25 protein-coding genes are annotated in these 21,105 nt (G+C 53.1%); 8 read left to right on the top strand and 17 right to left on the bottom strand.

Translation table 11 applies throughout. The features are described from left to right. Positions 1-69 precede the first annotated feature (69 nt). Positions 70-576, top strand: coding sequence for a peptide-methionine (R)-S-oxide reductase MsrB (gene msrB, locus J1784_RS17495; protein WP_120509527.1), 507 nt, complete (start codon positions 70-72; stop codon positions 574-576). Between the two features lie 18 nt (positions 577-594). After that, the gene (msrA, locus tag J1784_RS17500; RefSeq protein WP_119824131.1) at positions 595-1,332 is read left to right on the top strand and encodes a peptide-methionine (S)-S-oxide reductase MsrA; all 738 of its coding nucleotides are present in this window, start codon (positions 595-597) and stop codon (positions 1,330-1,332) included. Between the two features lie 81 nt (positions 1,333-1,413). Here msrA and J1784_RS17505 read toward each other — a convergent pair whose 3' ends face one another. The 6 genes from J1784_RS17505 to J1784_RS17530 all read right to left on the bottom strand — a co-directional run bounded on the left by J1784_RS17505 (position 1,414) and on the right by J1784_RS17530 (position 5,620). Continuing rightward, complete coding sequence (locus J1784_RS17505; RefSeq protein ID WP_119824133.1) at positions 1,414-1,719, bottom strand: hypothetical protein; 306 nt, start codon at positions 1,717-1,719, stop codon at positions 1,414-1,416. Positions 1,720-1,739: 20 nt separating this feature from the next. Next, on the bottom strand, positions 1,740-3,005 hold the full coding sequence (locus J1784_RS17510; RefSeq protein ID WP_217150272.1) for a PTS sugar transporter subunit IIC: 1,266 nt from the start codon (positions 3,003-3,005) through the stop codon (positions 1,740-1,742). A gap of 72 nt (positions 3,006-3,077) precedes the next feature. Then, the gene (locus J1784_RS17515) at positions 3,078-3,380 is read right to left on the bottom strand and encodes a PTS sugar transporter subunit IIB (RefSeq protein ID WP_217150273.1); all 303 of its coding nucleotides are present in this window, start codon (positions 3,378-3,380) and stop codon (positions 3,078-3,080) included. A 65-nt stretch (positions 3,381-3,445) separates the two neighbouring features. Continuing rightward, positions 3,446-3,889, bottom strand: a complete 444-nt coding sequence (locus J1784_RS17520) for a PTS sugar transporter subunit IIA (protein ID WP_113876465.1) — start codon at positions 3,887-3,889, stop codon at positions 3,446-3,448. 206 nt (positions 3,890-4,095) lie between these two features. Further along, the gene (locus tag J1784_RS17525) at positions 4,096-4,692 is read right to left on the bottom strand and encodes a P-loop nucleotide/nucleoside kinase family protein (protein WP_119824135.1); all 597 of its coding nucleotides are present in this window, start codon (positions 4,690-4,692) and stop codon (positions 4,096-4,098) included. Continuing rightward, positions 4,685-5,620, bottom strand: coding sequence for a tagatose-bisphosphate aldolase (locus tag J1784_RS17530; protein ID WP_119824137.1), 936 nt, complete (start codon positions 5,618-5,620; stop codon positions 4,685-4,687). Before J1784_RS17530 ends, J1784_RS17525 begins: the two co-directional genes overlap by 8 nt. A gap of 233 nt (positions 5,621-5,853) precedes the next feature. Between J1784_RS17530 and J1784_RS17535 the strand changes: the two genes are divergently transcribed. Next, positions 5,854-6,786, top strand: coding sequence for a sugar-binding transcriptional regulator (locus J1784_RS17535; RefSeq protein WP_119824139.1), 933 nt, complete (start codon positions 5,854-5,856; stop codon positions 6,784-6,786). Positions 6,787-6,896: 110 nt separating this feature from the next. On the opposite strand, the gene J1784_RS17540 is transcribed toward J1784_RS17535, so the two are convergent. Both J1784_RS17540 and J1784_RS17545 read right to left on the bottom strand, forming a co-directional pair. Further along, on the bottom strand, positions 6,897-7,928 hold the full coding sequence (locus J1784_RS17540; RefSeq protein WP_113876461.1) for a methionine synthase: 1,032 nt from the start codon (positions 7,926-7,928) through the stop codon (positions 6,897-6,899). Positions 7,929-7,957: 29 nt separating this feature from the next. After that, complete coding sequence (locus tag J1784_RS17545; protein ID WP_217150274.1) at positions 7,958-8,941, bottom strand: DUF1852 domain-containing protein; 984 nt, start codon at positions 8,939-8,941, stop codon at positions 7,958-7,960. Between the two features lie 242 nt (positions 8,942-9,183). Between J1784_RS17545 and J1784_RS17550 the strand changes: the two genes are divergently transcribed. Genes J1784_RS17550 through J1784_RS17560 form a run of 3 tightly spaced genes read left to right on the top strand, consistent with a single transcriptional unit; the run spans position 9,184 to position 10,623 of the window. Continuing rightward, on the top strand, positions 9,184-9,531 hold the full coding sequence (locus J1784_RS17550; protein WP_217150275.1) for an antibiotic biosynthesis monooxygenase family protein: 348 nt from the start codon (positions 9,184-9,186) through the stop codon (positions 9,529-9,531). Next, positions 9,524-9,916: an amino acid-binding protein gene (locus J1784_RS17555; RefSeq protein ID WP_217150276.1), complete on the top strand. Its 393-nt coding sequence runs from the start codon at positions 9,524-9,526 to the stop codon at positions 9,914-9,916. Before J1784_RS17550 ends, J1784_RS17555 begins: the two co-directional genes overlap by 8 nt. Continuing rightward, positions 9,913-10,623, top strand: a complete 711-nt coding sequence (locus tag J1784_RS17560; protein ID WP_217150277.1) for an ArsR/SmtB family transcription factor — start codon at positions 9,913-9,915, stop codon at positions 10,621-10,623. The genes J1784_RS17555 and J1784_RS17560 overlap by 4 nt, the downstream gene beginning before the upstream one ends. 61 nt (positions 10,624-10,684) lie before the next feature. Here J1784_RS17560 and fucP read toward each other — a convergent pair whose 3' ends face one another. The 7 genes from fucP to J1784_RS17595 form a co-directional block, all read right to left on the bottom strand. Then, positions 10,685-11,923, bottom strand: a complete 1,239-nt coding sequence (fucP, locus tag J1784_RS17565; RefSeq protein WP_217150278.1) for an L-fucose:H+ symporter permease — start codon at positions 11,921-11,923, stop codon at positions 10,685-10,687. Between the two features lie 115 nt (positions 11,924-12,038). Continuing rightward, positions 12,039-12,383, bottom strand: coding sequence for an L-rhamnose mutarotase (locus tag J1784_RS17570; protein WP_217150279.1), 345 nt, complete (start codon positions 12,381-12,383; stop codon positions 12,039-12,041). Then, on the bottom strand, positions 12,380-13,156 hold the full coding sequence (locus J1784_RS17575; protein WP_217150280.1) for an L-fucose dehydrogenase: 777 nt from the start codon (positions 13,154-13,156) through the stop codon (positions 12,380-12,382). Before J1784_RS17575 ends, J1784_RS17570 begins: the two co-directional genes overlap by 4 nt. After that, positions 13,156-14,010, bottom strand: a complete 855-nt coding sequence (locus tag J1784_RS17580; protein WP_217150281.1) for an amidohydrolase family protein — start codon at positions 14,008-14,010, stop codon at positions 13,156-13,158. The genes J1784_RS17575 and J1784_RS17580 overlap by 1 nt, the downstream gene beginning before the upstream one ends. 34 nt (positions 14,011-14,044) lie before the next feature. Continuing rightward, entirely contained in the window at positions 14,045-15,322 is a 1,278-nt protein-coding gene (locus tag J1784_RS17585; RefSeq protein ID WP_217150282.1) for an L-fuconate dehydratase, read from the bottom strand. 26 nt (positions 15,323-15,348) lie between these two features. Beyond that, a complete protein-coding gene (locus tag J1784_RS17590) occupies positions 15,349-16,191 on the bottom strand; it encodes a fumarylacetoacetate hydrolase family protein (protein ID WP_120509539.1) in 843 nt (280 codons plus the stop codon). 52 nt (positions 16,192-16,243) lie between these two features. Then, positions 16,244-16,984 (bottom strand): SDR family oxidoreductase, encoded by a 741-nt coding sequence (locus tag J1784_RS17595; protein WP_217150283.1) that lies wholly within the window; start codon positions 16,982-16,984, stop codon positions 16,244-16,246. Between the two features lie 223 nt (positions 16,985-17,207). Here J1784_RS17595 and J1784_RS17600 point away from each other — a divergent pair, with 223 nt between their 5' ends. Next, positions 17,208-17,969: a FadR/GntR family transcriptional regulator gene (locus tag J1784_RS17600; protein WP_217150284.1), complete on the top strand. Its 762-nt coding sequence runs from the start codon at positions 17,208-17,210 to the stop codon at positions 17,967-17,969. 232 nt (positions 17,970-18,201) lie between these two features. Here J1784_RS17600 and J1784_RS17605 read toward each other — a convergent pair whose 3' ends face one another. Next, positions 18,202-19,092 (bottom strand): proline iminopeptidase-family hydrolase, encoded by an 891-nt coding sequence (locus J1784_RS17605; protein ID WP_217150285.1) that lies wholly within the window; start codon positions 19,090-19,092, stop codon positions 18,202-18,204. Positions 19,093-19,181: 89 nt separating this feature from the next. Further along, on the bottom strand, positions 19,182-19,937 hold the full coding sequence (locus J1784_RS17610; protein ID WP_217150286.1) for a LuxR family transcriptional regulator: 756 nt from the start codon (positions 19,935-19,937) through the stop codon (positions 19,182-19,184). A 227-nt stretch (positions 19,938-20,164) separates the two neighbouring features. Between J1784_RS17610 and J1784_RS17615 the strand changes: the two genes are divergently transcribed. Further along, positions 20,165-21,103 (top strand): ABC transporter permease, encoded by a 939-nt coding sequence (locus J1784_RS17615; RefSeq protein ID WP_217150287.1) that lies wholly within the window; start codon positions 20,165-20,167, stop codon positions 21,101-21,103. Positions 21,104-21,105: the final 2 nt, after the last annotated feature.

Below are 21,105 nucleotides of genomic sequence, written 5' to 3' on the forward strand. Positions count from 1 at the left end.
CCGCGAGGATTCCGTAATCCATCCCCTTGTAGTCTGATGCCATCGACAGTAACCGGATCGGTGACAATAATGATTAACAGACGCAATTTCCTGCTGGGCAGCAGTGCGGTTTCCGCGGTCGCGGTGATAGGGCTGCTCCCGACGTTTTTCCCACGCAAAGCGGATGCGCAGGCCAAAGCCGAAAAATTTGAATTTACCCTGACCGATGAGCAGTGGCATCAGAAGCTGAACGATGATCAGTACCATATTCTGCGCGAGGCGGGCACCGAACATCCTTATTCCAGCCCGTTAAATAATGAGCATCGTGTGGGTGAATTTGCCTGCGCGGGCTGCACTCTTCCTCTCTTTTCATCGGCCACAAAATTCGACAGCCATACAGGCTGGCCGAGTTTCTGGAAGCCGTTACCCAATGCCGCGCTGACCAGCCGGGATACCTCGTTTGGCATGGTGCGTGATGAAGTGCATTGTCGCCGCTGCGGCGGGCATTTGGGACATGTGTTTGATGACGGCCCGCAGCCGACCGGCCTGCGTTATTGCATGAACGGGCTGGCGATGACGTTCACCCCCAAAGCTTAATCAGTCAGGACATTCACAATGAAAAATGCATCTAAAAAAGTGCGCAGCTTGCGTAATTACAGCCTGATAGCCGGACTGGTGCTGGCTTCGGCTTTTGCCTTTCAAAATAATGCCTGGTCGTGGGGCGGTGGAGCAGAACCGGCGGTGGTCATCCCCGCACCGATAAAAGATGAGCCTGCGGGAACGTCGCACAGCGAAACGGCTTTGTTTGCCGGTGGCTGTTTCTGGGGTATTCAGGGCGTATTCCAGCATGTGAAAGGCGTCACCAGTGCGGTGTCGGGATATGCAGGCGGCGAGGCGCAAACGGCCAGCTATGAGCAGGTGAGCAACGGCGATACCGGCCACGCAGAATCCGTCAAAGTCACGTTTGACCCGACGCAGGTGAGTTACGGTGAACTGCTGCATATTTTCTTCTCAGTGGGACATAACCCGACGGAGCTAAACCGTCAGGGGCCGGACACCGGCAGTCAGTATCGTTCGGCGGTTTTCCCGCTTAATCAGGCGCAGGCGGAAGTAGCAAAAGCGTACATTGCCCAGCTCAACGCCAGCCACAGTTACAGCGAACCGCTGGTGACGAAAGTGGAAAGCAGTGCACACTTTTATCCGGCTGAGGCTTATCACCAGAACTTCTTAAACGATAACCCGGATTATCCGTACATCGTGGTGAATGACTTGCCGAAAATTAAAGATTTGAAACAACATTTCCCGGCGGATTATCGCGAACAACCGGTGCTGGTGAAGGGGGTTAACCCATAGGAAAAAATAAAGACGCCGCCGCGTTATCCGCGGCGGCTTCTTAAGGGGTTAACTGAACAGATTATCCGGATTTACCGTGGCTTAAAATCCGTAACGGATAGCATCTTTGCTTTGTTGCATCAGCGCATCAATTTTTTCTGAATACCGCTCCAGCCCTTTGCCGTCCCCGGCTTCAGAACACTGGCGACGTCGCGCGTTATACGCTTTCATCAGTTGCGCCTGTGCAAATCCCGGTTTGCCGTAACAGGCCATGCTTTCCTCCCAGCAGGCAATTGCGGCATCCAGATCCTGCTGCTCCTGATACTGTTTTCCCAGCTCGTTAAGCGCTTTCGCCGACTCCTGAGGGGGCAGTTGCTGCGCTAAAATTTGCTCAATACGAGTGTCCATAATCATGACCTCCGGCTCACTTAATGGAAGAAGTTAAGGATATGACCAAATACCAGCCCGACGCTGATGACATCAGAGTCACTGAATGTTACGTTCGAGAAGCCAAACTTGCCCAACAGTGGCAGCAGCAACGCCGGCAGCAGGGTGATAAACAGGCCGTGGAAAATCCCGCCGATAATCGCGCCGCGACGCCCGCCGACGGCGTTACCGAAGATGCCCGCCGTACCGCCTGCGAAGAAGTTGGTCAGCATGCCCGGTAAGATCATCGCCAGTCCGAGGCTCGGGAACAGGAACATGCCGATCACCGAACCGATGGTGGTCGAGATAAAGCCGATAATGACTGCGTTCGGGGCATAGGGGAAAAGTACCGGACAGTCGAGCGCCGGAATGGCGTTCGGCACAATACGCAGGGCGATACCGCGGAAAGCCGGGACGATTTCCGCCAGCAGCAGGCGGACACCTGACAGCAGCACGTAAACGCCGACCACAAACTGAATGGATTGCAGGAACGAATAGACCAGATAGTTAACGCTGTTGGCATAAGGCGCGATGACTTCTGGGCCTGCTGCAATTGCCGGGATCAGGTAAATCGGGATCATCACCACCATCATCGACAGATAGGTGTCTTGCAGGAAAGAGAAGGATTGCGGCAGCTCGAAGTCTTCGGTGCTTTTACTGACATCGCCGGTAAGTTTCGCCACACCGGCCTGCACGATATAGCCGATAGTACAGAAATGGCCGAGGGCAATGTCATCGGAGCCGGTAATTTTGCGCACAATCGGCTGAGCCAGCACCGGCATCCCGACGGCCATTACACCGGCAATAATCCCGCCGGTCAGGATAAGCTCGGTACCGCGCAGACCGCCCATGTAGCCGATGACGGAACAGACCGTGGCCATCCACAGCGACGCCTGTCCGGTGAGGAAGATATATTTGAAACGGGTCATGCGGGCAATCAGGATATTGACGATAAACGCCAGTACCATAATTAATGCCGTTTCACGCCCGAGAGTTTGCTGTGCGATACCGGCAATAGAACCGACGTCGGTAACAATCCCGCGCATATGAAATCCTTTCTGGAATATTTCACCCAGAAAGGTCAGGGTATTAACAATTATGCTGGCACCCGAAAGCAGAACCAAAAATCCCAGAAGCGTTTTTAATGTACCGGTAATAACTTGTCCGGTGCTTTTCTTTAATGCGATCAGGCCAATCATGGCGATCAGTGATATTAATATTGATGCCTGGCCTAATACATCATTGACAATAAAGTGAAGGAAAGACATAAGCGTCCCCTGTAGAGTTCACGGTAATTGTTCTGTCGATTTATAAGTGTTTTTACTTTAAATAATAATTTATTAAATGGCCAGATGTCCCATTTCCTGAAGGATAGGGGTCAGCTTGGCCTTTATTTCATTTTTATCAACCAGACGCTTCAGATAAATAATGTTGGCGTTGATTGTGTAATGCTGGAATTGCGATCTGAAGTTTTCGCCGGTCATAATAATGTCGGCTCTCGATGACGTGGCACTGGAAATATCACAATGTGATAAATCGGCTTCCACACCCAAATCTTTTAACGCTGCTTCGATACTCATTTCACAGGCAAAACTGCTGCCCAGACCCGCACCGCATACCGCCAGGATTGATAGCTTTTTCATCATTTTTCCTTACGTTCTTTGTAGGTGTTCATAAAGGGTTATGTTTAACTCTTTTCACTTCACGTTTAAAACTGCCGGATGATATCTAATGCTTCCTGTCTGTTTTTACTACGTTTTAACCGCTCTGCCGCCTCGTCATCACAGAACAGATGGGAAAGGCTGGCAATCATTTCTATGTGCGAATGGCTGTCCACAGCGGCCAGCGCGAAGATGACGTAAACCGGATCGTTATCTTCACTGCCAAACTCAACGCCTTCTGAAACAATCACCAGGGACAGTGCCGTATGGTTAACCCCTTCTTCTGGCCGGGCGTGTGGCATTGCTATACCTTCGCCCAAAACATAATAAGGCCCGATTTCCCGGTGCATATCATATATAGCCTGAAGATAACGGTTTTCCGCTGCGCCCGAATCAATTAACGGTTGCACGGCAAATGCCACTGCACTTTTCCAGTCTTCTATTTTACTGATGATTTGCGTGTTATTTTCATTAATCCAGTCGCTTAACATAATGCCTCTTCATAAGAGTAGGGTATTTTCTCAGTATGTTATTTAATTAAAATAAAAACTGTGATCTATCCAGTCCTGTTAGCCATCAATGAAAGATAATAATTTCAGGCGACCTGAAAGAATGAATGATAGCAGAGGTTTAACAACGTCCTGATATCAGAATTAACTTACTTTTTCGGTAAACGAATATTTCCTCTGGTCAGCTTTCATTGAATTTGTGTGTCGAATGAATTCATTATCCACTGATGAATATCAACAATATTCACAGGCTTATTTTGTCCAATAACATTCTGATCAACAGAATAAACTGGTCCTGATGTTATTGGCCGTGCATTTCCTGCGAGAATTTTTAATTCGGGAATATATTCTGCCCCGACATGTCCCGGTAAACGTTCGCCCAGTCGTGAGGCAAAACGTCCGGCAACCAGTTCAGCATCAATCTGACACCAGATTTCTACGACCTGCGTGACGCCCGCCCGTTGCAGATAATCCTGCAAGACTTCCTGGGGCTGAAAACCAAACCACGCATCGACAATAAAAGTGCTGCCCTGTGGTGCGCCGCCGATGATGTCCCAGATAACCTGATAGCTTGCCAGCCCAAGTACGCGGTTAAAAGGGCGGTCAACGTTCTCTAATCGCTGAAGAAAAGGATTTTTAATGCCATCAAGCGACAGTTGCAGCCAGCCGCTGTGTGCAGAAAGCTCAACAGCGAGCCGGCTTTTACCTGACGCCGGGATCCCGTTCACCAGGATAACGCGTTTGCTGGTAAAGCCATTTCGTGAGGCGCTTCTGTTATCAGACATGTTCCACCTGTTGTGTTTGGTTATGTGCCGGTGCATGGAAATACTGCTGAATGACAGCCTGCAACTCGTTCAGACGCGGTACCGCCAGCGATTCCAGACGGGATTTCGTTGCGTTGCGATCCAGCGAAATGCAGTCTTTCCACAATGAACGGCCTGCGATAACGCCTGACGCGCCCTCACTCATGGCATCTGCGACTTGTTTGAGGAAAGTGGAATGGTCAACGCCCGCTGAAAGCACCGCCCAGGGCACGACCCCTGCAAGTTTGGTGATGTCAGCACAGGCTTGTTTCGAGCCCGGATAAGGCAGTTTTAGCACTTTCGCGCCGCATTCCAGGCAAATCTTCGTGCCGCCATAAATCAGTGACGGGACTTTTTCTTTATATTCTTCCTCGGTTTCGTTGTCGAGTTTATAGGTCAAAAACTCCACCACCAGCAGCAGGTCTTCGCGGGCGAAGTCCTCAATACACTGACGCAGAATATCAATGTTATGTCGGTTAGCGGCTTCCTGATCGGAGCGCAGATAGACCATGATTTTACCACCGGTCGCCCCCAGTTCACGTACGCGGCGTGCATCTACGTTAGCGACAAGGCGTGACAGACGATAACCTTCCGGCGAATTATCCCAGCCAGAAGCATCAAGGCCAATGAGCAGCGCGGTGTCGCGGGCAATAATCCCGTTATCCACCAGTTGCGGGACGGCGCAAACCGGATCGACCAGCACACAGGAGGCTTTACTGGCGAGATATTGGGTGATGTCGGCTTTGATAAGCCCGAGTTCATGTTCTGAAATGGCAGATTGTTGCTGCGGGTCGCTGGCGAGCAGGCTGCGCATGGCGCCACGCTGGTCACAGGCGATCACCAGCATCGCACCGTTCTTGCCGCAAATCTGCTGATAACTGCGTAATTCTGAAGTAGACATTTTTGACATGGAACTCTCCTTTGCGTGAAATTTATTACAGATGAAAAAATCTCGATTACACTGGACGTTCTGTCTTTGCCCCCTGACGAAAAGGGGCGGAAAATCGCGTAACACGCCGTTTTACAAGGGTTGAAGCCCGAACCGGCACATTGCATTTTTACAGGTGTTGCGCAATAATCCCTCAATCGACGATTTGAGTGTAATTCATTACTGAAAGGAATTTCAAGCTGAAAGAGCCAATTTTGCAAGATATTGCAGCAACGCGTGCCATGATGCATCTGGTGGCGAAGCTGCATTACGAGTCTGATATGTCTCAGGTGGAGATTGCACGCAAGCTGGATGTGTCGACGGCAACCATTTCCCGGTTGCTGAATAAAGCCCGTGCAGCAGGGATTGTGCGCATCGAAGTGGTGGGTTTATCGTCGCCGGAAGACATGACAACTGACCTGATGAAACGCCTCGGACTCAGACACGCGTATGTGGTGGATGCGCCACCGGGCAACGTGCTGGGCGCGTTGGCGACACCGCTGGCTTCTTTGTTACAGGAAGCCGGTTTAGGTGCTGGATCAGTGCTCGGTATCGGCTGGGGAAGGGCCGTGCGGGAAGTGACGCTGGCGGGTATGCCGCGTCTGCCGGGCATTATGACCGTCGCGCTCAACGGGGGTATGCAACAATCGGCCCCGCATTTCCAGATAACCGAGTTCGTGCGCCGTGCGGCAGAACAGATGGAAGGCACGCCGTATTTTCTGCACGCCCCTTATCTTTCATCGGCGGAATTGCGTGATGCGTTTCTCGCAGACCCGAGTGTGCAGGAAATTATTTCACTGTGGGATCGGCTCGATGCGGCGATTGTCGGTGTAGGCCTGACGCATACCCCTAAACCGAGTGAATCCACCACGGCAACACCGGGTGAGCAGGCGCTGAGTGATGCAGCGGGGGATGTGCTGCGTCATTACTTCACCGAATCTGGCGATTTACTGCATTGGGAAGGGGAAGAAAGAATGATTGCCGCCTCGGCAGAACAGCTGCGCAAAACGCCGCTAACCATTGGTGTGGCCGCCACCCCTGAAAAAGCCGCGGGGATTATTGGCGCAGTGCGCTCAGGAATGATCAATTCGCTGGTGACAGATGTGAATACCGCCCAGGCGATTCTGGACAAATTGCCGGTGGCCTGAATTAAAAGAAAGTTAAACGGAGGGGAGCGATAGCGGGCTAATGAGTTGGCGACCGTTTTGATCGCTCAACTCAGACTATTTTCTCTTCAGCTTTGTGCTATCTGCCCAGGTTATTTTGCCAGCAGTTCTTTACGCACGATTTCTGCACCGGCGCTTAATGCATCCAGCTTACCGCGTGCAACGCCGCGTGGCAGAGGGATCATGCCGCAGTTGGTGCACGGATAGAGTTTGTCCGCATCGACAAATTGGAGGGCTTTACGCAGCGTTGCGGCAACTTCTTCCGGTGTTTCAATGGTATTGGTGGCCACGTCGATAGCGCCGACCATCACTTTTTTACCGCGGATCAGCTCCATCAGTTCCATCGGAACATGTGAGTGATGGCATTCCAGCGAGATAATATCGATATTAGATTTTTGCAGTTTCGGGAAGATCTCTTCGTATTGTCTCCACTCCGTGCCCAGCGTTTTCTTCCAGTCGGTGTTGGCTTTGATGCCGTAGCCGTAGCAGATGTGGACAGCCGTTTCGCATTTCAGCCCTTCAATGGCTCTTTCTAAGGTGGCGATACCCCAGTCGTTCACTTCATCGAAGAACACATTAAAGGCTGGCTCATCAAACTGGATGATATCGACGCCCGCCGCCTCTAACTCTTTGGCTTCTTCGTTGAGAATTTTAGCGAATTCCCAGGCGAGTTTTTCGCGACTTTTATAGTGATTGTCATACAGTGTGTCGATCATGGTCATCGGTCCCGGAAGGGCCCATTTGATCGGCTGCGTGGTTTGCTTACGTAAAAACTTCGCATCTTCGACAAAAACGGACTTCTTACGACTCACCGGCCCGACAACGGTTGGCACACTTGCTTCATAGCGGTTGCGGATCTTAACGATCTCACGCTTCTCGAAATCAACGCCTTCGAGATGCTCGATAAATGTGGTGACAAAATGCTGACGCGTTTGCTCGCCATCGCTGACGATATCAATACCGGCCTGTTGCTGATCTTCCAGACATAAACGCAGTGCGTCGAGTTTGCCGTCAACTAATTCCTGACCTTCCAGTTTCCAGGGTGACCAGAGTGTCTCTGGCTGCGCAATCCAGGACGGCTTCGGTAAGCTGCCCGCAGTCGATGTCGGTAATAATTTTTTCATCACAGGTGACCTTATATTTTTTTGGTAAATCAAAGAACGGGTTCAGCGGACCATTGTTTAAGAACAGCCTGGTAAGGTTTAATAAATTGCTCTTCAGTAAATTTACCCTGCTCAACAGCCAGCTGGCTACGTTCTTCCCGGTCATAAACAATCCGGGTTAATGAGTAATCCTGGAAATTCAGGCTAGGTTGATATTCTTTTCCTGCCACGGAATTTGCATTATAAATTTCAGGGCGATAAATCTTCTGGAAAGTCTCCATCGTGCTGATCGTGCCAATCAACTCAAGATCTGTGTAATCGCTGAGTAAATCGCCGCTGAAATAAAACGCCAAAGGCGCAACGCTGTGTTCAGGCATAAAGTAGCGGGCGCGCAATCCCATTTTGGAGAAATATTCATCAGTCAGGGAAGGTGCATCCTGCTGATATTCGATGCCTAATACAGGATGTTGATTTCCGGTACGGTAATAAGTGTTTTTACTGGAGACGCTCAGGCAGATAACCGGTGATTTCTTAAAGTATTCTTTGTAAGTCGCTGAATTAACGAAGCGTTTAAAGATATCACCGTGTAAAACGCCAAAATTTTCCGGCAGACTGAATCCGGACTTGTTCTTATTATGCTCAGGCAGCACCACGCTGAAATCATAATCACGCACATAAGAGGAAAAGTTATTGCCTAAAATGCCTTCAAAGCGTTCGTTGGTTTTTTTATCAACAATATTGGTTTTTAATATTTCAATCACCGGGAAGGCGTCGGACCTACCCTCTATATTAATATTTAACTGCGCGGTAATAATGTCCAGTTCGACAGAGTAACGATCACCCTTTGGGTTGTCCCAGTGCGCCAGAGAATTGAAACGATTGTCGATCATCACCAGAGTGTTGTGCAGGTTTTCCTGACGTTTCTCACCCCTTGCCAGATTAGCGAAGTTAGTCGTAATACGCGTATTTTCCGAAGGGTTATAATTTTCGTCGAAACGAATGCTCTTAAGAGTAAAGTTAAATTTATTATTCATTTTAGTCAGGTGCCCCGGCTGCTGAAAAATCTACGTTATTTCAGTGGTCTTCATATTTTAAGAGTGAATCGCGATGACTCTTTTATGCCTGAGTCACTGAGTGAAAAAAAGTGATATAAATTCACTGAACATGAACAAAGTTCATGATCCTGAATGTGCGTCACCGACATACTTCGGCGCTGACCGAAGCATCCCCTTTTTACCGGTATTAAGCTGCGTGAAATTCATGAGGGAGAACAAAGATGATCGCAGTACTTTTCGAGGCAGACGCAGTACCCGAAGCCCGCGAGCGTTATCTTGAGCTGGCGGCTGAACTGAAACCTTTATTGTCGGACACGCCGGGATTTATTTCGATTGAGCGATTCGAGAGCCTGAGCACATCCGGAAAAATTCTTTCTTTGTCGTGGTGGGAAGATGAAGAGTCGGTAGCCGGATGGAAACAGAATGTGATGCATCTGGCCGCGCAGAAAGAGGGGAAACAGTCGATTTTTTCATACTACAGAATTCGTGTTGCCCGCGTATTTCGTGACTATTCTTCCGACAAATCTTTGAATCAGCCTTCCGGTAAAGGAGCGCATCAGCATGTATGACATTCACGTGATCCTCGACAACACTCCGGGTTCGCTGGCCTCACTGGGACGTATTCTGGGTATCAACGGTGTGGGTCTGGAGGGCGGCGGTGTATTTACGACACCGGAAGTCGGGCACGCACATTTCCTGATTGAAGACGGCGAGAAAGCTCGCCAGGTTCTGACAGATGCCGGGTTTGAGGTCAGAAATCTGTCCCGTCCGCTGATCAGGAAATTACCCCAGAAACAGCCGGGCGAACTCGGTGAAATCGCCCAGACACTCGCCCTCAATGGCATTAACATTCTGGTACAGTACAGTGACCACGATAACCGGCTTATTCTGCTGACCGATGACGACATCCGTGCAGCAGAAGTCACCCATCAATGGGCAGTACAATCTGAATGAATTTTCTTAAAACCGAATACGACAGTGAGCCGGATGATTCTCTTGAGAAATCCATGTCACTGGTGGCTTCTGCGATATCTGACCCTTCCAGGGTCAGTATTCTGTGCGCGCTGATGGACGGACGCGCGTGGACGGCGACGGAACTCAGCGCGGTGGCGGGCATTGCGGCTTCGACGACCAGCGGGCATCTCACCCGGCTGCTCAGTAACGGGCTGGTGATTTGCCTGACGCAGGGACGCCACCGGTATTACAGTCTGGCCGGGCATCATATCGCCGGATTGCTGGAAAACCTGATGGGCGTTTCCATGCATAATCACGCGGCGTTTGTGTCACGGACGCCGGTCGTTCTGCGTTACGCACGAACCTGTTATGACCATCTGGCCGGAGAACTGGCGGTAAAAATCTACGATTTCATGCTGAATGAAAACTGGATTGAGTCTGATGGCAATGCGCTGACACCCGAAGGAAAAGCCCATTTTCAAGGGATTGGCGCAGTGCTTGATCCGCGCCCGCGCCGCAAAACGTGCTGTGGGTGTCTGGACTGGAGTGAAAGACGTTTTCATCTGGGCGGGGATGCGGGACAAGCATTGATGACGCTGTTGCTGCAAAAAGGGTGGATCACCCGCACGCCTGGCTACCGCGAAGTGAGCGTTACGGACAGCGGCAGAATTGCGCTGAGTCGCCTGTTCAGTTTGAATCTGAGCTGATCTTATCCTTAACACCCGTCTGGATGTTAAGGATCGCCTGTTGTGCCCTGCTAAAATTGGCTTAAATTACGGCTTTCGCCCGCTGTTTCACGGCATAAATCAGTACTACCGCGAAGCACACCATCGGCAGCGCGTAGGACACCGCCGTGTTGTAGTGGTCAGCAATCGCACCCATCAGGTATGGCATCACCGCGCCGCCGACAATCGCCATGATCATGACTGAGCTGGCGCGTTTGGTTTGTTTACCCATGTTCTTCACGCCCATCGCAAAAATGGTCGGGAACATGATCGACATGAAGAAGAATATTGCTACCAGCGCAATCACCGAGACGTTATCAATCCCCGCAACGACCACACCGCACAGCACAATATTGATGATGGCATACACCACCAGCAGCGTGGCAGGGCGCACAAATCCCATCAGCCAGGTGCTGAAGAAGCGCCCGACCATGAAGCTGATCATGCCAACTGACAACAGGTATGAGGCGTTCTGATTCGACAGCGTGTGCCAGTGTTCGGTGGTGTAGTTAATGAAGAACGCGCCGACGCCAACCTGGGCCGCCACATAGAAAAATTGTGCGATCACGCCGCCGGTGAAATGGCCGTGCTGCCACAAACCTTTAGCGATGCCGTGGTCTTCAGACGTGCTTTGTTCGCGGATGTCCGGCAGTTTGGTGCGACCGAACAAAAAGGCGATCAGCAAAACTAATACGGCAATGGCGACGTAAGTGGTTTTGACCGAGGACAGGCCATCCGCCGTGGTGCCTTGCGTGGCGGAGAAGAACAGCGAACCGCCAATGATCGGACCGATAAACTGACCTAAGCCGTTGAATGACTGGGAAAGGTTCAGGCGGCGTTCCGCACCGGCAGGATCACCCAGTACGGTGGCGAACGGGTTCGCGGCAGTTTCGAGGCAACCCAGACCCAGGGCAATCACGAACAGCGCGAACAGGAACATGCCGAAACTGCCTGCGGAGGCGGCGGGGACGAACAGCAGCGCGCCCAGCGCATACAGGCATAATCCGACCAGGATCCCGGCTTTATAGCCGAATCGGTCCATGAAGAAACCCGCGGGCAGGGCGATGATGAAATACGCCCCGAAATACGCGGCCTGTAACAGGCCGGACTGGGCCTTGTTGACGTGTAACACTTCCTGGAAATGCTTATTCAGGACATCCAGCAGCCCGTAGGATAAACCCCACAGGAAAAACAGCGTGGTGACCAGGATGAACGCCAGTCGGAAACCGGACGTCGTTTTGCGCTGCGCATAAGCAGGCGCGGCAGTTTTATCGGCGAGCATAGTGTATTCCTCAGTATCTGGTAACGCATGTAGGGGTTCAGCTCAGGTGGCTGATTTTTTTATGTCAGATATCGTGAAAAACGTGATTAACTCCCTCATAGCAGGGAGGTTTTTTTTATTTCTGTTCAGCCAGCGAAAAAATCTTTTCCATTTCTACCCATTTTTCACCGGCAGGCGTCCACGGCGTGGGGCGCTGATATTTCCACATCAGGGCTTCCCATTCGCAGACTTTTGGATCCTCCAGACTGCGGCGTTCGAACAGCCCGCTGTCAAAATCTTCCGTGGTTTCCATCACCATCATCAGCCGGTTGCCCAGCCGGTAAATTTCCATCTCTGCGATGCCATAACGACGCAGATGCACGGTAATTTCCGGCCAGATTTCGCGGTGATAACGCTGATATTCTTCGATAAGCGCCGGATCGTCTGCCAGATCCAGCGCCTGACAATAGCGGCGCGTCATGTCAGCGCCCGGTCGAGATGCATATAGCCGCCGTCCACGGTCAGCCACTGGCCGGTGGTGTGCGAGGCGCGGGAAGAAAGCAAAAACACCACGGTATTAGCAATTTCCTGCGGCGTGGTCATGCGCTGACCCAGCGGAATATGCGAGGTGATTTGTTGCAGCTTCTTCTCGGGATGGTCGAAGCTTTTTATCCAGCGTTCATACAACGGCGTCATCACTTCTGCCGGTATCACGGCGTTCACGCGGATACCGTCGCTGAGCAACGCCGCCGCCCATTCGCGGGTCAGCGCCAAAATGCCGCCTTTGGCAGAGGCATAACCGCTGGTATTACCCTGTCCGGTTAACGCGGTTTTCGAGCTGATATTGACGATGGAACCCCGGCTGGCGCGCAGGGCGTTCAGGCTCAGGTGTGCCATCAGATAATAGTGAACCAAATTTTGTTCGAGCGACTTCACAAAGGCTTCGCGACCCGCTTCCAGCCCGACACTGTCATTGGCACCGGCATTATTCACCAGCCCGTCGATGCTGCCATAACGGGTAAGAACGTCGTCCACCGCCACCTTACAGCTGGCTTCGTCGCGCAGTTCGGTCAGTACAAAACTGGCCTGCGGTGAAAGCTGTTGAAGCTTATGCATCAGTTCGTTGGCCGGTTCGGTATTACTGATAATCACCGGAATGGCGCCTTCTTCCGCCAGCGTCAGCGAAATCGCTGCGCCGATACCTGAACCGCCGCCGGTGACCATCACCACTTTATTTTGCAGATGCAGATCCATCAGTCATTTCCTGTAATCGGTAAAGGCTGTAATTGATAAACCGTGCAGGCGTTGCCGCCGTAAATGGCTGCCTGCTCGTCACTACTCAATGTCGTCGTGGCCTGCTTGCATAAATCCCACGGATTTTCATCCGTATCAGCCAGCAGACACACCGGCCAGTCGGAGCCAAACATCAGCCGTTCAGCACCAAAAACCTCCAGTGCGGCCTCGAAATACGGCAGCAGGTCGCGTGCCGACATGCCCGCAGGCCGCGGCTCGGTCAGCAGGCCGGAGAGTTTGCAGCTGACGTGTTTTAACGCTGCCAGCGGCGCAACTTGCTGCTTCCAGTGCGCCGCACCCAGACTCAGATCCGGTTTGCCGAAATGATCAAGCACCAGAAAATAGTTGTCATGGCGTTCGGCAAACTGCACGGCATCCCGCAGATGCCGGTGCGTCACTAGAATTTCATAGACATATTCCTGCTTCTGAAGCTGCCGGAGTCCGGCATTAATGGCCGGATCTGCCAGCCATTGCGCGGGCGCAGGTTCGTCCTGTACCTGATGACGAAAACCGCGCAGCAGCGGATGCGAAATCACGTCCAGCGCCTGTTGCAGTGCGGGCGAAGACAGATCCACCCAGCCCGTGACGGCGCGCACAAAGTCATGTTGTCCGGCGAGTTCCAGCAGCCAGCGCGTTTCCTGCACAGAAGAACACGCCTGAACCAGAACCGTGCCCTGAATACCGTGACGTTGTAACGCGAGCTGCAACGTCTGTGGCAATAAATCCTGCTTCAGCACCGCCATCTCATCGCTTATCCAGCGGTAATCCTGCGGCGTGTAGCGCCAGAAATGCTGGTGGCTGTCGATTCGCATCATCGGCGTTTTCCTCGTGCTTTCTCTTGCATGGGTTTCAGGCGTGATGGCGGTATTTCTCAATCGATGCCTGATGCATTTCGATGGAGAAGCCCGGAGCCTGCGGTGGCATATACGCCGCACCACGGATGTCACACGGATGCACAAAATGTTCGTGAAGATGGTCAACGTATTCGATGACGCGGCCTTCGTGCGTTCCGGCGATGCACAGATAATCAATCATCGACAGATGCTGAACGTACTCGCATAACCCGACGCCGCCTGCATGCGGACACACTGGCAGATTATATTTGGCGGCCATCAGCATCACGGCCAGCACTTCATTCACGCCGCCCATGCGGCAGGCATCAATCTGCACCACGTCAATGGCTTCGCGCATGATGAACTGCTTGAACATGATGCGGTTCTGGCACATTTCACCGGTGGCGACTTTAACCGGCGCAACGGCCTGGCGGATTTTGCGGTGGCCTTCGATATCGTCCGGGCTGGTCGGTTCTTCGATAAACCACGGTTTGGCAAAGGCGAGGGCATTCACCCACGGAATGGCGTCGTTGGTTTCCCACACCTGATTGGCGTCGATCATCAGTTTGCGATCCGGCCCGATGACTTCGCGGGCAATGCGTACGCGGCGGATGTCATCTTCCAGGTCACGCCCGACTTTCAGTTTCAGATAATCAAAACCGGCATCGACCGCTTCCTGACACAAACGGCGCAGTTTATCGTCGGGATAACCCAGCCAGCCCGCGGACGTCGTGTAACACGGATACCCTTCTGCCAGCAGTTTCTCTGTGCGTTGCGCCTTGTTGTCAGAACGCTGCTGCAATAGTGTCAGCGCTTCCTGCGGCGTGATGCAGTCAGTGATGTAACGAAAATCGATGCAGCGCACCAGTTCTTCCGGCGACATGTCAGAGACCAGTTTCCACAGCGGTTTACCGGCGGCTTTGCTCCATAAATCCCACACGGCATTGACTACCGCACCGGTCGCCAGATGGATCGCGCCCTTGTCCGGGCCAATCCAGCGCAGCTGACTGTCACTGGTGAAATCGCGCCAGAATTTGCCCATATCGGCGGTGATGCCCGCCAGTTCACGTCCGACAATCAGATGTTCCAGCGCTTTAATGGCTGCACAGCAGATTTCATTGCCGCGCCCGATAGTGAACGTCAGGCCGTGACCTTTAAGCGCCGGATTGTCAGTTTCGAGGATCACATAGGCGGCGGAATAGTCCGGATCCGGGTTCATGGCATCCGAGCCGTCCAGCGCCAGCGAGGTGGGGAAGCGCACATCTTCAACACGTAAAGCGGTAATCGTTGTCATCGCAAAAATCCTTTAGCTATAAGACGTTATGCCTGCACCGTCTTCTGACGTTGCTCACCCAAACCTTCAATCCCGAGACGCATTACCTGTCCGGCCTTCAGATACACTGGCGGTTTTTGCCCCAGCCCGACGCCCGGCGGGGTGCCGGTGGAAATAATGTCGCCCGGTTGCAGGCTCATGAAACGGCTGAGATAACTGATAATTTCGGGGATCTGGAAAATCATGGTGCGCGTATTGCCGTTCTGATATCGCTTGCCGTCCACTTCCAGCCACAGATTCAGCTGATGCGGATCGTGAATTTCATCCGCCGTCACCAGCCACGGGCCGGTCGGGCCAAAGGTGTCGCAGCCTTTGCCTTTGTCCCAGGTGCCGCCGCGTTCGATCTGGAATTCGCGCTCGGACACATCGTTAATCACGCAGTAACCGGCGACGTGCGACAGGGCATCCGCTTCGCTGATGTAACGCCCGCCGGTGCCGATCACCACGCCGAGTTCCACTTCCCAGTCGGTTTTGACTGAATCGCGCGGGATTTCCACGTCGTCATTCGGTCCGACAATCGCACTGGTCCATTTGCTGAAAATCACCGGTTCTTTGGGGATTTCCGCGCCAGTTTCCGCAGCGTGATCGGCGTAATTCAGACCGATACAGATGAATTTGCCGACTTTGCCGACACAGGCACCGAGTCGCGGTTCACCGCTGACCAGCGGCAGGCTTTGCGGATCGAGCTGGCGCAATTTATCCAGCGTTTCCGGCTGTAAAAATTCGCCGCTGATGTCAGCGACATGCGCACTGAGGTCGCGCAATTTGCCGGTGCTGTCGAGCAGGCCGGGAAGCTCAGAGCCTGCATTGCCGTAACGGAGTAATTTCATGGTCAGTGTCCTTCTGTGAAAGTCAGAGGTTTAGAAGTCAGAATGTTAAAATTCAGTTGCTCCAGCCACCGTCAATAATTTGCACGGTGCCGGTGGTGTAAGAGCTGGCGTCGGAGGCCAGATACAGCGCCAGTTGCGCGATTTCTTCGGTTTTGCCGATGCGCCCGATGGGCTGGCGGGAAACAAACGCCGCATACACTTCTTCTTCGCTGCGTCCTTCGGCCTGCGCCTGAGCGGCAATGCGCTGGCGCAGGGAAGGAGATTCCACCGTGCCCGGACAAATCGCGTTGCAGCGAATGCCGCGGGTCACGTAATCCGCCGCGACCGAGCGTGTCAGGCCGATAACGGCGGCCTTTGAGGCGCTGTAAGCAAAGCGGTTCGGTACGCCTTTGATGCTAGAGGCGACCGAAGACATATTGATAATCGAGCCACGGTTGTTACCGAGCATGGCGGGCAAAAAGGCGCGGATCATGTGGAACATCGCCGTCACGTTGAGATCGAGCGCAAACTGCCATTCGCGTTCGGTACAAGACAGGATGTCGCCGCTGTGGACCACGCCCGCGCAGTTGAACAGCACATCGAGCGCACCGATTTCTTCCGCCAGCGCGGCAATCGCCTGCGGGTCGGTCACATCGAGCAGGCGCGGGGTGATCCCCGGAATATCGTGCAGTGCATCGATGTTGATATCGGTGGCAATCACTTCTGCGCCTTCGCGGGCAAACAGCGTTGCGGTGTTAAAACCGATGCCCTGTCCGGCTGCGGTGATCAGAACTTTTTTCCCTGCCAGGTTCATAACAATTCCCCGTAAATAATCATTTTAAAGGCCTAATGGTCAGGCCATTGGAGGTGAAAAAAACGCGTGATAAGCAGTGCTTTTTGCTAAGATGTTCGGCAAGCTTCTACTTAAAACGCTATTTCGTTTAACCAACTTTTTACATGCATAAAACAAATCAGCAAGATTTTTGTCCGGAAAATGCTAGCTGAATCACTTAATGAGAATTGACCTCAGGTGTCCGATGCCGATAAAAAAATTAGAAAATCCCAGGATTTACAGGCAGATAGCTGACCAGCTAAAAACGTTAATTGATAACAAAGAATTTCCGCCCGGCAGCCGTCTTCCCGCCGAGCGTGAACTGGCCAGTCAGTTGCAGGTCAGCCGGGCGTCAGTGCGGGAGGCGCTGATTGCGCTGGAAGTGATCGGATTGGTGGATGTACGGGTCGGAAACGGCGTGATTGTGCGTCAGCAACCGTCGAAGCCTGCCGCGCCTTCGCAGGAACCGGTGATGTCGCAGGCCGGGCGCAATCAGTGGGCGGACGTGGATGATGAGCTGAATATCGAGCTGGATTTCACCGCAGAATTGCCACCATTTTCACTGTTACAAACCCGACGTCTGATAGAGCCTGAAACCGCTGCGATGGCGGCAAGAAATGCGACAGACGAAGAACTTGCGGCGATCAGAGCAGCCTATGAGCAGAACTGTCGCGATAACCGCAACGGTTCCGCGACGCATCCCGGCGACCGGTTATTTCATATCCGTATCGCTCAGGCCAGCGGAAATCCGGCGTATGCGTTTATCATCGCGCACCTGCTCGGTCACCGTTACGGCACCATGTTCCGCAGTCTGCAACTCCACTACACCCCGCAGGATATGCCGCACCGCTCGGAGATTGAGCATCTGGAGATCCTTACAGCGCTGGAAGCAAGGGACAGTCGTGCAGCGAAGAAAGCGATGAAAGATCATCTGGATGCGGTGATAAAGATTTTTGGAAGAGAGTAATCATTCCAATGAGAAGGGAATATCAGGGTGTATTTTCACTGTAAATCTCTGGCATGAGTATAGTTTAACCATCTGATTTTTCATTAATACCCCACCCCAGCCCTCCCTTCGCAGGGGAGGGAGTTGATCGAGCCGGTTTTGCGGGATGTTTATTCTGCTCCTCCCACTGCGAAGGGGGAGGCCGGGAGGGGGTATTAAGGACGAAACAGGTTTCAACTTATCTTTCAACTTACTAAATCTTATCCATAAAATCCCCCACGCATTTCATACACGCCCCGCGTTCTTCCACATGCGGCATGTGGCTTGAGTTCTCGAAAATCACCCATTCGGCTTCTTTGATGTGATCCGCAAACGGCTGCACCACTTCCGGGGCGGCTTCGTCGTAGCGACCAGATATCAGCAACGCCGGCACGTTGATGGCGGGAAGACGGTCAATCACCGTCCAGTTTTTCATGCTGCCGATAACGTGGAATTCGGTCGGGCCGTTCATGGCGAGATACACGGTCGGATCGTCGTCCATTGCGGCAAACGTGCGTTTCACGTCGTCCGGCCACGGGTCGAGGCGGCAGACGTGGCGGGCATAAAATACCTGCGACGCGGCTTTGTATTCCACACTGTCGAGGGTTCCGGCGGCTTCATGCGTGAGTAAGGTTTCCTGAACGTCCGGGGGCAGTTTGCTGCGCAGTCTGGCGGCGGCTTGCAGCCAGAGTTCCATAGACGCAGGCGAGTTGGCGATGATCAGTGCTTTCAGACCGGCAGGCTGCATTACCGCGTGTTCGGCACCGAGCATACCGCCCCAGGACTGACCGAGCAGGGCGTAATCATTCTGGATACCCAGATGGCGCAGCAGATTATCAAGCTCCGCCAGAAAGAAAGACGGCTGCCAGAAATCCGCCGGCTTATCCGGCAGATGCGTCGAACGGCCATTACCAATCTGATCGTAATGGATCACCGCGCGTCCTGTTTCGGCGATATCGCGGAAGGCATCGACGTAATCATGTGTGCAGCCCGGACCCCCGTGCGCAATCACCAGCGGCGTTTTGCCGTTGTGTAAATCGCCACAGATGCGGTACCAGGTCTGGTATTCCTGAAACGGCGCATAGCCTTCAGTGATGTTGTACATTTCGTTTCCCCTGCCGGTGAATAATCATCACAGGGTAAACATCAGGGCGGCGCTGAACAGCTAGTAAAAAAGATAGGAAATCGCGCGGATCAGCTGTCGAGTAAACGGTAATGCATTGCCCGAACCACTGCCTGCACGCGGTTGCTGGCGCCCAGTTTTCGTACCGCCGTATTCAGATGCAGGGTGACCGTGGCTATTGAGCGGTTCAGCTTGCGGGCGATTTCTTTAGCGGTTAATCCCTCCGCCGCCCAGCTCAGACATTCGCGCTCGCGCTTGCTCAGTCGCACGTGCTGGCAGATCAGAACGCTGCTGTCGAACAGCGGGAAAACGCACTCCTGAAAGGTCAGCGCCAGCAGGCTCAGTTCGGCCAGCACGTCATGAATATCCAGCTCATGCCCGGCACCAGTGTGGATGCCGGTGACCGTCACAAACCCACCGTTCGGCAAATGCAAAGGCACCGTCGCGCCGCACGGCATATTGTTATCGCACATGTAATGGGTAACCGGTTTATTCAGATCACTCAGGCGGTTTTGCAGCGAAGTATTATCCGGGCGCTGATAGGACCAGACAAACGGCGCGCAGCTTTCCAGCGCGTAATGTTGTACCGGATCCACCTGATAATAACCGCTCTCCAGCCACAGCCGCTGCATGTCGCCGGGCACATTGCCCATGCGCAGCAGGGACGGCGTAATCAGTTCGCCTTCAAGCGATCGCGGCACCGGCGTGTAATCGTAAATCAGGGCATCAAACCCCAGGCGCGAGGTCTGGGCGAAAAGCTGGTCGAAAGCACCGTCAACGGTGGTTTCCCGCAAAGACACTGCACTCTCCTGCACCGCGAGCTTCATGAATTTATCTCCTGATGACTTCTTTCCGGCCACGAACAGCTGATCGGGCATCGTTTTTGCTGCACCTAATTTGTTAATGAAAGGTTATGCAATCGCAGTGCCAATCCGATACGAGGGCAAACCTAGTAATTTTGCTAACTACCGGCGGGGATTTCCTAAGGCTAACGTAAAGCCACAGGGGAAAAGACTCTCGCTCTGCACCAGAAACAACCATTAAGAGGATTGTCATGCACCGTTACCGATTTCTGTTCTGGCGACCACTGCAATTGCTGCCGGTTTTGCTGGGGATCAGCATTCTGACGTTTGTCATGGTGCGAGCTATTCCCGGCGATCCGGCGCGTATCCTGCTCGGCGTCCACAGTTCACCGGAGGCCATCGCCCGTATCCGCGTGCAGTACGGTCTGGATCTGCCGGTCTGGCAGCAATATCTCTATTTTTTAAGCAATCTCTTTCACGGTGAAATGGGTAAGTCGCTGATTTATCGCGTCGATACGCTGAAGCTGATTATGACGCGCATCGAACCGACGCTGTTTCTGGTGCTGGGCAGCGTGCTGCTGGCGATGCTCTTTACCGTGCCGCTGGCGGCCTGTGCGGCGCGGCATCGCGGGCGGCTGGCGGATCAGGTGATCCGTTTACTGTCCACCATCGGTCTCGGATTACCGGCGTTCTGGCTGGCGATCATGATGATTTTGCTGTTCAGCCTGTCCCTCGGCTGGTTCCCGGTATCGGGGTATGGCAGCGATTTTGGCGAGCGGGTTCATCATCTGTTTTTGCCGTGCCTGACCGTTGCACTGGCGCTGTCGGCGGTGCTGACCCGCAACCTGCGCGCCAGTCTGCTGATGGAATTGCAGAATGATTACGTCACCGCCGCCCGTGCGCGGGGGCAGAACGAAAACCGTATTTTCTGGCGTCACGTGATGCCCAATTCCCTTGTGCCGACCGTCAATCTGCTGGCCGTTAACATCGGCTGGCTGATTGGCAGCACGGTGGTGATTGAAAGCGTCTTTGCCATCCCCGGTATGGGGCAGTTGCTGGTGAAAGCCATCATCAGCCGCGATTACATGGTGGTGCAGGGCGTGGTGCTGGTGTTCGCGCTGGCGACGGTGGCAGTGAATCTGGTGGCTGACTTACTGACCGTGGCGTTGGATCCGAGGGTGAAGCTATGAGC

Source organism: Rahnella ecdela (genome assembly GCF_019049625.1).
Lineage (GTDB): Bacteria > Pseudomonadota > Gammaproteobacteria > Enterobacterales > Enterobacteriaceae > Rahnella > Rahnella ecdela.